Below are 11736 nucleotides of genomic sequence, written 5' to 3' on the forward strand. Positions count from 1 at the left end.
GGCCTGGCCGCTGCCGTCCGCGCCCACCGACGGCCGCAACGTCGCGAGCGTCGGGGTGGTGCTCAACGTGCCGCTGTTCGCCGGCGGCGCCACGCAGGCGCGGCTGCGCCAGGCCCTGCACCGGCAGGACGCGGTGCGCGACGAGATGGAGCTGCGGCGCCGCCGCGTCGCACGCGACACGCTGGAGCAGTACCGCGGCGTGGTCGCCGGCATCGGGCGCATCGAGGCCACGCGTGCCGCGGTCGAATCGGCCGGCCGCGCGCTGGCCGCCACGCGGGTCGGGCAGTCGCTCGGCACGCAGACGATGACCGACCTGCTGCTCGCGATCCAGACCCAGGCCTCGGCCCAGGCAGCGTACTCGCAGGCGCGTCACCAGTTCGTGCTGGGCCGGCTGCTGCTGCTGCAGGCGGCCGGCCGCATCGGCGAGGCCGACCTGGCCGCCGTCAACACCCTGCTCCAGTAGGAGGACCCATGTTCAGCTACCACCTCGACCTGGCGCTGCGCAGCTTTCGCCGCAGCCCCGCCCTGACCGCGCTGATGGTGCTGGCGATCGGGCTCGGCATCGGCGCCAGCATGACGACGCTGACGGTGTTCCACGTGCTGTCCGGCGATCCGCTGCCCGGGCGCAGCGAGCACCTGTACTACGTGCAGCTCGATGCGTCGGAGCTCGGCGGCGCGCCGCCCGGGGTCGAGCCGAACGAGCAGCTGACGCGCTTCGACGCCGAGGCGCTGCTGCGCGAGCGGCGCGGCGAGCGCCAGGCGATGATGACCGGCGGCACCGTGGCGGTGCAGCCGCCGCGGCCGGACGGCACGCCGTTCTTCGCGAACGCGCGCTACACCAGCGCCGACTTCTTCGCGATGTTCGAGACGCCCTGGCGCTACGGCCATGGCTGGGATGCCGGCGACGAGGCTGCCGGGGCGCGCGTGGCGGTGATCTCCGACGAGCTGAACCAGAAGCTGTTCGACGGCGCCGACAGCACCGGCCGCGTGCTGCATGCCGGCGAGCACGACCTGCGCATCGTCGGCGTGCTGGCGCCGTGGCGGCCGGTGCCGCACTACTACGATCTGATCTCCGGCCGCTATGCGAAGGCCGAGGACGTCTACGTGCCGATCACCACCGCGCTGGCCGCGAAGCTGCCGATCACCGGCAGCCTGGCCTGCTGGGGCACCGGCAGCCCGCCGGATCCGCGCGCGGTGAACGCGCCGTGTGCCTGGCTGCAGTACTGGGTGCAGCTGCCGACGCCGGCCGCCGTCGCGGCCTACCGGCAGTACCTGGTCGACCATTCGGAGCGGCAGCGCGCGGCCGGCCGCTTCGAGCGCCCGAGCAACCCGCGGCTGCGCAACGTGATGGAGCGCCTGGCCTTCAAGCACGTGGTGCCGGGCGACGTGCACCTGCAGCTGTGGCTGGCCTTCGGCTTCCTGCTGGTGTGCCTGACCAACACCGTCGGGCTGCTGCTCGCGAAGTGCATGCGGCGCTCGCCGGAGATCGCGGTGCGGCGCGCGCTCGGCGCGACACGGCGCGCGATCTTCGGGCAGTTCCTGGTCGAGGCCGGCGCGATCGGCATCGTCGGCGGCGTGCTCGGCCTCGGGCTGGCGCTGCTCGGCCTGTGGGGCGTGCGGCAGAACCCGGCCAGCTATGCGCAGCTGGCCTGGCTGGATGCGCCGATGCTGGTCACCACGCTCGCGCTGGCCCTGGTGGCGAGCCTTGCGGCCGGGCTGCTGCCGGCCTGGCGCGCCTGCCAGGTCGCGCCGGCGCTGCAGCTGAAATCGCAATGAGGAGACCGTGATGGACATCCGCCCGATTCTCTCGACGCTGCGCCGCCACAAGACCGCGGCGGCGCTGATCGTGCTGGAGGTCGCGCTGAGCTGCGCGATCGTCAGCAACGCCGTGTTCGTGATCGGCCACCGGCTGCAGCGCATGGACGCGCCGACCGGCGTCGCCGAGACCGAGCTGCTGCACCTGCGCGTGCACGACACCGCGCGCCACGACAACACCGATGCGCTGACGCGCCGGGACCTGGCGCTGCTGCGCGCGTTGCCCGGCGTGAAGAACGCGACGGTGCTGAACCAGGTGCCGTTCGGCACCGGCTCCACCGACCTGGGCGTGAACCTGGCGTTCGAGCAGCCGGCGCCGACGATCCAGGCCACCGCCTGGCTGGCCGGCTCGCAGGCGCTCGAGACCCTGGGCGTGCGCGTGGTCGAAGGGCGCGGCTTCCTGCCCGAGGAGGTGCAGCCGGCCTCGGTGCTGGGGGGGGCCGCGAGCCCGGGGGTGCCGGCGGTGATCCTCGACCGCCAGACCGCGCAGCGCCTGTTCCCCGGCCGCAGCGCGGTCGGCCAGCACCTGTTCGCGTTCGGCAGTGCGCCGATCCCGGTGGTCGGCGTGGTGGAGCGCCTGGCGCAGCCGCAGCCCAACGAGCCGCGCGCCGAGTACACGTTGATGGTGCCGCTGCAGCTCGACTACAACGACGGCAACTACCTGTTGCGGGTGGACGCGGCGCAGCGCGAGCACCTGCTGGCCGCGGCGGTCGACACGCTGCAGCGCGCCGACAGCCGGCGCATCGTGACCGAGCAGCACACGCTGGAGGCCATGCGCCACGAGTACTACCGGCAGGACCGCTGGATGGCCGCGGTGCTGGTGGCGGTGTGCGTGGCGCTGCTGGTGGTGACGGCTTTCGGCATCGTCGGGCTGGCGAGCTTCTGGGTGCAGCAGCGCACGCGGATGATCGGCGTGCGGCGCGCGCTGGGGGCCTCGCGGCGGCAGATCCTGCGCTATTTCCAGACCGAGAACTTCCTGCTCACCAGCATCGGCATCGTGCTCGGCATGGTGGCGGCCTACGGCGTGAACCACCTACTGATGAGTTTCTACGAGCTGCCGCGGCTGCCGTGGCTGTGCCTGCCGGTGGGGGCGCTGACGCTGTGGGTGCTGGGCCAGGTGGCGGTGCTCGGGCCGGCGCGGCGCGCGGCGGCCTTGCCGCCGGTGGTGGTGATGCGCGGGGCTTGACTTGTACCGGATGGGCGTCAGTTCGCCGGCTTGTCGCTCAGCAGGCGCAGGTTGTCGCGCAGCTCGCGCCCCATCGGGATCTGCAGGTTGACGCCACGCGGCGGGATCGGCGACTCGAACCACTTGCGGTACAGCTGCTCGAACTCGCCGCTGCGCATCAGGCGCGTGATCGTCGCATCGACCAGCGCCTTGAAGGCCGGGTCGTCGCGCCGCATCATCATCGCGTAGGGCTCGACCTGCAGCGTCTCGCCGACCACGCTCCAGTCGGCCGGCGCGACGGCGCTGGCGCGCAGGAAGTACAGCAGGATGTCGTCCATCGCGAACGCGACCGCACGGCCTTGCTGCACCATCAGCGCCGCCTCGGCCGGGTCTTTCGCGCCGAGCAGCTCCAGGCCCAGGCGGCGTTCTTCGTTCAGCACGCGCAGCAGCCGGTAGTTGGTGCTGCCCGTCACCGACACCGCCGCCTTGCCGCGCAGGTCGTCGAACGACTTCACGCTCGCGTCGGCGCGCACCAGCAGCCGGGTGCCGGTGTAGAAGTAGTTGATCGAGAACGCCACCTGCTTCTGGCGTTCGCTGTTGTTGGTGGTGGAGCCGCACTCCAGGTCGACGGTGCCGTTCTGCACCAGCGGAATGCGGTTGGTCGACGTGACGGCCATCTCGCGCACCACCAGGTCGGGCCGGTGGGTGGCGCGCCGCACGTCGGCGACCACCGCCTGGCACAGGTCGTAGGCGAAGCCGCCGGGCCGTGCCTGGGCATCGAGGTAGGAGAACGGCATCGAGGTCTCGCGGTACGAGACGCCGATCTCGCCGCGCTGGCGCACCTTGTCGAGCGTGCCCAGGCTCTCGTCGGCCCAGGCCGGCAGCGCGGCCGCCAGGGCCATCAGGCCAGCGAGGAAGCGCTGCGGCAGGGGCATGGTCTCGACTCCGGGGTGGTCATCGGTGCGCCTGCGCAGGATAGCGCGCACCACCCCCCTGTTTTATGACCGCGGTGCCGGCGGGCGGCCGAGGTGGCGGAACGTGATGCGTCCCTTGCTCAGGTCGTACGGCGACATTTCCAGCGAGACGTTGTCGCCTGCCAGGATGCGGATGTGGTTCTTGCGCATGCGGCCGGACGAGTAGGCGACCAGTTGGTGGCCGTTCTCCAGCGTGACGCGGAATCGCGAGTCCGGCAGCACCTCGTTGACGACGCCGCCCATTTCAATCAGTTCTTCCTTGGCCATCTAAGCTCCTTGGTCTTGCATCAGCGGTCCTGCCGCCGTGCGTGGGGCGCACGGCCTGCGTCTGCCGGGGCCGGCAGACGACGGGTCAGGGGTGGGAGGACGCCGGTGCCGTCTGCTTGCAACCCCTGGGCGGGCTGCGTGGCACGGGCGAAGTGGAAGCCTCGATTCTACGGGACGCACCCGTCCGGTGCCAGAAAGGGCTTTCATGCGGGCTTCAGCCCCCGGTCCCAGGGCGGCGTGCCGGCGAAGGCCTCGGCCAGGAAGTCGATCATCGCACGCACCTTGGCGCTCAGGTGGCGCCGGCTCGGGTACACCGCCAGGATGTCGATGTCGGCCATGCGGTAGCCGGGCAGCAGCGGCACCAGGCGCCGGGTGCGCAGGTCGTCGCCGACCAGGAAGCTGGGCTGCCAGATCACCCCGGCGCCGGCCAGCGCCGCGGCGCGCGCGGTGTCGCCGTTGTTGGTGTGCATCGCGCAGTTGACGCGCACCACGTGCGGCTGGCCGGCGTCGTCGCTGAAATGCCAGTCGTCGGCGCTGGCCGAGTAGGTGTAGCCGATGCAACGGTGCGCCGCCAGGTCGGCCGGCGTGGCGGGGTGGCCGTGTGCGCGCAGGTAGGCGGGCGATGCGCAGACGATGTTGCGCGAGGCCGCCAGCTTGCGCGCCGGGTGCGCGCTGGAGCCGCCGCGCGAGATGCGGATCGCCAGGTCGTAGCCCTCGTCGACGATGTCGACCACGCGGTCGATCAGCGCCACCTCGAGCGCGACCTCGGGATGGCGTTGCAGGAACTGCGGCCACAGCGGCGCCAGGTGCAGGATGCCGAAACTCAGCGGCGCATTGATGCGCAGCCGCCCGCGCGGCTGCAGCGTGGCCGACGCGGTGACGGCCTCGGCCTCGGCGACGTCGTCGAGGATGCTGCGCACCCGCTCGAACAGCGCCTGCCCGCTTTCGGTCAGCGACAGCTTGCGCGAGTGCCGGTTCAGCAGCCGCGTGCCCAGGTGCGATTCGAGTTCGGCGATGTAGCGGGTGACGTTGGCCGGCGAGGTGTCCAGCGCGTCGGCAGCGCGCGCGAAGCCCTGCTTGCTCACGACGGTGGCGAAGACCTCGAAGGCGCGCAGGCGGTCCATGGGGCGATCGGTTCAGGAAAACTGAACCGATTGTGAACGATCAAGCCATTTACCGCAGCAAACATGAACACTACATTCGCTTCACCCCACAACCTCCCTGGAGAGACTCATGGACAGACTGAATGGCAAGCGCACGCTGATCACCGGCGGCACCAGCGGCATCGGCCTCGAGACGGCCCGCCAGTTCCTCGCCGAAGGCGCCCGCGTGGCCGTCACCGGCAGCAGCGCCGAAGGCTTGGAGCGCGCCCGCGCCGAGCTGGGCCGCGACGTGCTGGTGCTGCGCGCGGATGCCGGTGACGTGGTGGCGCAAACGCAGCTCGCGAACCAGGTCGGCGACGCGTTCGGCGGCTTGGACGCGGTCTTCATCAACGCCGGCGTGGCCGAGTTCCGCCCGCTGACGCAATGGGACGAGGCAGCCTTCGAACGCAGTTTCGCGACCAACCTGAAGGGCCCCTTCTTCCTGTTGCAGGCCTTGCTGCCGCTGCTGGCCAACCCGTCGTCGGTGGTGCTCAACACCTCGATCAACGCGCACCTGGGGGCACCGAACTCCAGCGTCTATGCGGCGAGCAAGGCCGGCCTGATCTCGCTGGCGCGCACGCTGTCGGGCGAGCTGATCTCGCGCGGCATCCGCGTCAATGCAGTGAGCCCGGGGCCGATCTCGACGCCGCTGTACGGCAAGCTGGGACTGCCAGTGGAAGAGCAGCGAAAGATGGCTACCGCGATCCTCGGCAAGGTGCCGGCCGGCCGCTTCGGCGAGCCGATCGAGATCGCGAAGGCGGTGGTGTTCCTCGCATCGGACGAGTCGGCGTTCACCGTGGGCAGCGAGCTGATCATCGATGGCGGGATGCGCACGCTCTGACGCGGCGGGCGGGGCGCGGGGATGACGTCGTCATGTCATGGTCATGACACATGGCGTCGGGACACTGCGCGGTCGTTGTAACAAGAGACGTCCCCATGCCCTTCGCGATCCGCCACCTCGTGCCGCTGGCCCTTGCCTCGTTGATCGCCGCATGCGGCGGCGGTGACGATGACGGCCCGGCGCCGGCGACCCCGACCCCGCTGGCGGCGCCGACGCTGTCGTTCATCGCGCCGGGCGCGACCATCGACCTGGCCAACTACATCCAGACCGGCCGCTACAGCCTGCCGGTGCAGGGTGGTGCCAACCTGCTGGCGCAGGAGGCCTCGGCGATCAGCTACGACAAGGACACCGACACGCTGTTCGTGGTGGGCGATGGCGGCACCTCGGTCACGCAGGTGACCAAGAAGGGCGTGCTGATCGACACGATGACGCTGGGCGCCGACGCGAGCCAGCCGCAGGGCACCGCCTTCTACGACCCCGAGGGCATCGCCTACATCGGCAACGGCCGCTTCGTGATGGCGCTGGAGCGCTACCGCCAGGTGATGCAGTTCACCTACGCGGCCGGCAGCACGCTGAGCGCGGCCGACGCGAAGAGCGTGACGCTCGGCACCACGGTCGGCAACATCGGCATCGAGGGCCTGTCGTACGACCCGGCGACCGGCGGCTACCTGGTCGTCAAGGAAAGCGGCCCGAGCGGCATCTTCCAGACCGGCATCGACTTCACCGCCGGCACCGCCACCAACGGCTCGCCGACGACCGAGAACTCGACCAACCTGTTCGACCCGGCCAAGGCCGGGCTGACGGCGTTCTCCGACGTGTTCGCGCTTGCCAACGTGCTGCCGGCGGCGGCGGCGGACTACCAGAACTTCCTGATCGTCAGCGGGCCCGACGGCAAGGTGATCGAGCTCGACCGCAGCGGCAAGGTGCTCGGCACGCTGGACGTCGGCGTCGCGCCGCAGAACGAGGGCGTCACGATGGATGCCGACCGCAACCTGTACGTCGTCAACGAGATCGGCGGCGGCACCGGCCACCCACAGATGCTGGTCTACAGCCCGACGAAGGACGCCACCTCGGTGGCGCGCGGCAGCAAGCTGTACCTGGGCTTCGCCAAGCCCATCGTCGCCGGCAGCGGCAACCTGACGCTGCGCAACGACGCGGGCGACGAGCGCAGCATCGCGATCGGCGATGCGGCGCAGGTCAGCATCTCCGGCAGCACGCTGGTGATCGACCCGACTGCCGACCTGCAGGCCGGCACCACCTACCGCGTCACCTTCGCCGCGGGCCTGGTGAAGGACGGCGCCGGCAATGGCGTGGTCGCGGTGACGGACGCGAACGCGACGCCGTTCAAGGTGGTCGGCACGCTGGACACCGCGGCGCCGCTGCTGGTGGGCAGCACGCCGGCGAACAACGCGACCGGTGTCGCGGCGGGGCCGATCGTGCTGGGCTTCAACGAAGCGGTGGTGGCCGGCAGCGGCAACTTCGTGCTCGGCAATGGCTCCGACGTGCGCAACATCGCGGTGGGTGATGCGACGCAGGTGGCGATCAGCGGGGACAGCGTGACGATCACGCCGGCCACGCCGCTGGCTGCGGGCGGCAGCTACACGCTGCAGTTCGGCGCCGGCGTGCTGAAGGACAGTACGGGCAATGCCTTCGCGGGCCTCGCCGATGCGGCCGCGCTGCACTTCACGCTCGCCCCGGCGGCACCGACCGTGCTGCAGGCGGGCGACCTGCTGTTCCTGGCCGGCAATGCCGACGCGGTGGATGCGTTCGCCTTCGTGCTGATGAAGCCGGTGACGGCCGGCACGCAGATCGGTTTCAGCGACCGCGACTACGTGGCGGCGACCGGCGTGCCGGCGAGCGGCGAATCGGCCTATGTGTGGACGGCCGACATCGACTACGCGGCCGGCACCATCGTGACGATCCAGACCGACCAGGCGACGCCGCTGGCCGACAAGGGCACCGTGCTGGGGGCCGGGGGCGGCATCAGCACCTCGGCCGAGACGATCTATGCCTTCCAGGGCACGCTGACGGCGTTGGCGACCGGCAAGCCGACGACGATCACGGTCGACCGCTTCATCGCGGCGCTGAACCTGGGCGCCGCGGCCGGCGACATCCCGGCCGGGCTGGTGACGGCGGGCTCGTACTTCTCGTTCCCGCTCGACAACGTGAAGTACACCGGCTCGCTGGACCGCGGCGACCTGGCGGCTTTCGCGGCGCGCGTGAAGGATGCGGCGAACTGGACGAGCAACGACACGACGTCGTGGCCGCTGACGGGTGGGAGCCTGTTTCCCTGAGGGCGGGGGCGCCGGCGGCGCGTTCCGCTCAGCCCTTCTTCGGCCGCCCCACCGAATCCCGAAGAATCAGCTCCGGCTCGAACTCCCGCGACACCGGCAGCTCCGTCTGGAAGCACAGGTTCGACAGCAGCCGGCAGGCGTTGAGCCCCATGTCGCCCACCGCGATGCGGATGCTCGTGAGCCGCGGCGACAGCCAGGCCGCGATGTCGGTGTCGTCGTAGCCGATCACCGAGACGTCGCCCGGTATCGTCAGGCCCGATGCCTGCAGCCGCGCCATCGCGCCCATCGCCATCTGGTCGTTGCAGCAGAACAGCGCGGTGAACTTCGCGTTCTGCGCCAGCAACTGCTCCGCGCCGGCCCAGCCGCTCTCGGCCGCGAAATCGCCGACCGTCGCCGGCACGGCCTCGCGCTCGATGCCGGCCTCGGCCAGCACGTCGTGGAAACCTTGCAAGCGCAGCCGGTTGTCCGGCGCCGCCGACGGCCCGGCGATCACCGCGATGCGCCGGTGCCCATGCTCCAGCAGCGTGCGCGCGGCCAGTGCGCCGCCGGCCTTGTGATCGACCGTGAAGCACTGGCTGCGCATGCCCTTCACGTCGCGGTTGACCACCGCCAGGTTCGGGAAGCGCCGCTTCAGCGCCAGGATGTCGGCATCGCGCAGCGCATAGGTCGTCAGCAGCATGCCCTCGCACTGCCGGTCCATCAGGAACTCGATGCCGTTCAGCGCCTGCTCGCGCACGTCTTCGCCGCCGTGGCCGTTGGCGATCACCATGTGGCGGTCCAGCGCCCGCAGCTCCAGGTCGATCGCGTGCAGCATCGGGCCGTAGAACGGCCCCTTGAAATCGGGCACGTAGACGCCGATCGCGTTGGTGCTCTTCATCGACAGCGCCCGCGCGATGCGCGACGGCCGGAAATCGAGCTGCTCGATCGCCGCCTGCACGCGCGAAGCCGAATCGGCCGAGAACGGCCCCTTGCCTGAAATCACGCGCGATGCCGTCGCGACACCGACACCTGCCAGTCGCGCCACATCCTTGATGGTGCCCACGTCTTGGTCCTGCTCCGAACTGCCGAGTTGAGCCGGATCATAGACGGGATGTGGGCCCCCCAGTCGCTGCGCTCCCGTCCCCGAAGGGCGCCGCCCGGCGGCCCGGCGAAGCCGGTTCCGCGGGTGTTGCTGGGTCGCAGACACGGTGGGGCCTTGCCGGAACGCGTCGCTCAGTAGTCGTCCCGGCCGTGCGTGGCCGTCGTGAAACCCAGGAACTGCATCGAACCGCCATCCGGGCGGCGGGCCTTCGCCAGTGCCTGGAAGTTGGGGATCGCGACGCCGCGGTTCATGTAGCCGTTGACCGCGATGTCCATGTAGCCGGCCTCCAGGTGCTGGCCCTTGCAGTTGCGCACGCCGGTGCCGCTTTGCAGCGACTTCGCCATGTACTCCAGCCCCTTGGCCAGGCGCGGCGTGGTCTCGCCCGACGCCTTCCACATCCACACCGAGGTGTCGCCGGCCTGGATCACCGCGATCTCGGCCGCCTGCGCCAGGCCCTCGAGGTTGTACTGCGGGTGCGTGCAGTCGCGCGCCTTCAGCTCGTTGACCTCGCCGCTGGAGAACACCGACAGCGGGATCATCTCCGTGATGCGCGTCAGGCCGGCGGCGTAGCGCGTGCCGTTGTCCTGGTAGGCACCGGCGGCCATCATCGCGAGGCCGGCCGACACCGCCCAGTTGTTGACCCGGGTGCGCGCCTTCGCCGCTTCGTTGTACTGGCGGTCGACGAAGCCGTTGAAGGTGGTGATGTCGGCCTGCGACCAGCCTGCTTCGCCGTTGTTGTAGTGGCGGATGATCTCCGCCGCGCTCACCCACACCGGCAGCATCCACGCCGCTTCCAGCTGCACCTGCGCCGAGTTCGTGCCCGACTGGACCGAGAAGCTGCGGAAGGTGCGGCCCCAGTCGTTCAGGATCGCCATCGCCTTGTCGCGGTGGCGCGCGTCGCCGGTCTTCACCCAGCGCAGCGCGTTCAGGTAGGCGGCCTGGGCGTCGTTCTTGAAGCGCGCCTCCTGGCTGCCGATCGCGCTGCCCACCACCTGCACGTTCGACAAAGCCTGGTGCGAGTAGGTGTAGGCGCTGCGCGAGTCGTTCATCACCGCCTGGTAGCCGGTCTTCAGCACGCTCGGGTTGGCCGAGTTCTGCGCCGCCTTGAAGCTGTCCAGCCGCGCCTGCGTCAGGAAGATGCCGGGGTGGCGGAACGTGGTGGGCGCGACGGCTTTCGCCGCCTCGCGAGCCACCGACGCATCGTCGGTCGGCGCGTCGGCCACCTGCACGCTGTCGTCGGCCGCGGCCATCGAGTCGCCGGTGCTGTTGTCTTCCTCGCCACTGCCGCCGCAGGCGGCGAGCAGCGCGAGCGCGATCGGGGCCAGGGCCCAGCGCAGGCGCCGGGCGGATGCTTGAACGTTCTTCATGGGGTTCTCCTTCTCCATGTGACCGGGGGTCGTGTTGTTCGCTTACTTGATCGAGTAGCTGTCGCCGTAGACCTTCCAGTTCAGCGGCGTGTTGAGGTCGAAGTTGCCGGCCTTCAGCCACACGCGCTGCGCGGTGTCGACGCGCGTCGTGTCGCTGTGGGCTTCTTCCTTGTTCATCTCGACCACGCGGGCATCCATGAAGGCGCTCAGGTAGGTCGCCTCGTCGCCGCCCTGGGCGGGGGTCTTGGCCTTGGCCATCGCCGCCTTGCGCACGCTCATCGCGCCCTCATAGCCGTGCATCACGGCCGCGTCGTAGTAGGCGAACTGGCCGAGTGCGCGCAGGCCGTCAGCCTTGGCCCGGGTGACCGAGGGGTTGAAGTAGACGTTGTCGCGCTCGTAGTCCTGCGACTGCTGGAAGATCACGTCGGCAGCCGCCGTCTTCCAGTCGCCGGTGAAGGTCGGGTCGAGCCCGGCGTGCGACTCGGTGTTGTTCACCTTCTTCAGCGCCGGCAGGTACTTCGACAGCACGTTGCCCGGCTTGCGGTTGGTGTACTCCTGCACCACCTCCAGCATGTCGCCGGTGCCCGAGCAGAAGCCGATGATGCCGGCGGTGTAGCCGCGGCCGTCATGGATGTCCTGGATGTAGGCGTACTGCGCGCGCCAGTTCAGCGACGAGTTCTCGGCGCTCGAGACGATCTGCATCGCGATGTCCTTCTTGCRGGCATCGGTCAGGTCGGCCTGCGACGGGGCCGGTGCGGGCGCGGGTGCCGGTGCCGGTGCGGGCGCGGGA

The 11736-nt window shown here is 70.4% G+C and carries 11 protein-coding genes; 5 read left to right on the forward strand and 6 right to left on the reverse strand.

What is annotated here, in order from left to right:
* The 3 genes from AC1DYN_RS29270 to AC1DYN_RS29280 all read left to right on the forward strand — a co-directional run.
* The coding region (locus AC1DYN_RS29270) for a TolC family protein (RefSeq protein ID WP_477965737.1) at positions 1-463 on the forward strand (463 nt) is incomplete at its 5' end.
* Positions 464-471: 8 nt separating this feature from the next.
* Positions 472-1776 carry an ABC transporter permease gene (locus tag AC1DYN_RS29275; RefSeq protein ID WP_477965739.1) on the forward strand — a complete coding sequence of 435 codons (1305 nt, stop codon included), beginning with the start codon at positions 472-474 and terminating at the stop codon, positions 1774-1776.
* 10 nt (positions 1777-1786) lie between these two features.
* Positions 1787-3001, forward strand: a complete 1215-nt coding sequence (locus AC1DYN_RS29280; protein WP_477965741.1) for an ABC transporter permease — start codon at positions 1787-1789, stop codon at positions 2999-3001.
* Between the two features lie 17 nt (positions 3002-3018).
* Here the strand turns inward: AC1DYN_RS29280 and AC1DYN_RS29285 are convergent, their stop codons facing one another.
* The 3 genes from AC1DYN_RS29285 to AC1DYN_RS29295 all read right to left on the reverse strand — a co-directional run bounded on the left by AC1DYN_RS29285 (position 3019) and on the right by AC1DYN_RS29295 (position 5345).
* Complete coding sequence (locus tag AC1DYN_RS29285) at positions 3019-3915, reverse strand: amino acid ABC transporter substrate-binding protein (protein ID WP_477965743.1); 897 nt, start codon at positions 3913-3915, stop codon at positions 3019-3021.
* A gap of 63 nt (positions 3916-3978) precedes the next feature.
* The gene (infA, locus tag AC1DYN_RS29290; RefSeq protein WP_477965745.1) at positions 3979-4221 is read right to left on the reverse strand and encodes a translation initiation factor IF-1; all 243 of its coding nucleotides are present in this window, start codon (positions 4219-4221) and stop codon (positions 3979-3981) included.
* A 203-nt stretch (positions 4222-4424) separates the two neighbouring features.
* Complete coding sequence (locus AC1DYN_RS29295; protein ID WP_477965747.1) at positions 4425-5345, reverse strand: LysR family transcriptional regulator; 921 nt, start codon at positions 5343-5345, stop codon at positions 4425-4427.
* A 109-nt stretch (positions 5346-5454) separates the two neighbouring features.
* Here AC1DYN_RS29295 and AC1DYN_RS29300 point away from each other — a divergent pair, with 109 nt between their 5' ends.
* Both AC1DYN_RS29300 and AC1DYN_RS29305 read left to right on the forward strand, forming a co-directional pair.
* Positions 5455-6204: an SDR family oxidoreductase gene (locus AC1DYN_RS29300; RefSeq protein ID WP_477965749.1), complete on the forward strand. Its 750-nt coding sequence runs from the start codon at positions 5455-5457 to the stop codon at positions 6202-6204.
* A gap of 95 nt (positions 6205-6299) precedes the next feature.
* Positions 6300-8498: an Ig-like domain-containing protein gene (locus AC1DYN_RS29305; RefSeq protein WP_477965751.1), complete on the forward strand. Its 2199-nt coding sequence runs from the start codon at positions 6300-6302 to the stop codon at positions 8496-8498.
* A 28-nt stretch (positions 8499-8526) separates the two neighbouring features.
* On the opposite strand, the gene AC1DYN_RS29310 is transcribed toward AC1DYN_RS29305, so the two are convergent.
* From AC1DYN_RS29310 to AC1DYN_RS29320, 3 genes are all read right to left on the reverse strand, one after another.
* Positions 8527-9540 (reverse strand): LacI family DNA-binding transcriptional regulator, encoded by a 1014-nt coding sequence (locus AC1DYN_RS29310; RefSeq protein WP_477965753.1) that lies wholly within the window; start codon positions 9538-9540, stop codon positions 8527-8529.
* Positions 9541-9710: 170 nt separating this feature from the next.
* Entirely contained in the window at positions 9711-10946 is a 1236-nt protein-coding gene (locus AC1DYN_RS29315; RefSeq protein WP_477965755.1) for an alginate lyase family protein, read from the reverse strand.
* Positions 10947-10988: 42 nt separating this feature from the next.
* A partial coding sequence (locus AC1DYN_RS29320) for a chitosanase (RefSeq protein ID WP_477965757.1) occupies positions 10989-11736 on the reverse strand: 748 nt, incomplete at its 5' end.

The sequence above is a fragment of the Rhizobacter sp. P2_D12 genome, assembly GCF_056404395.1.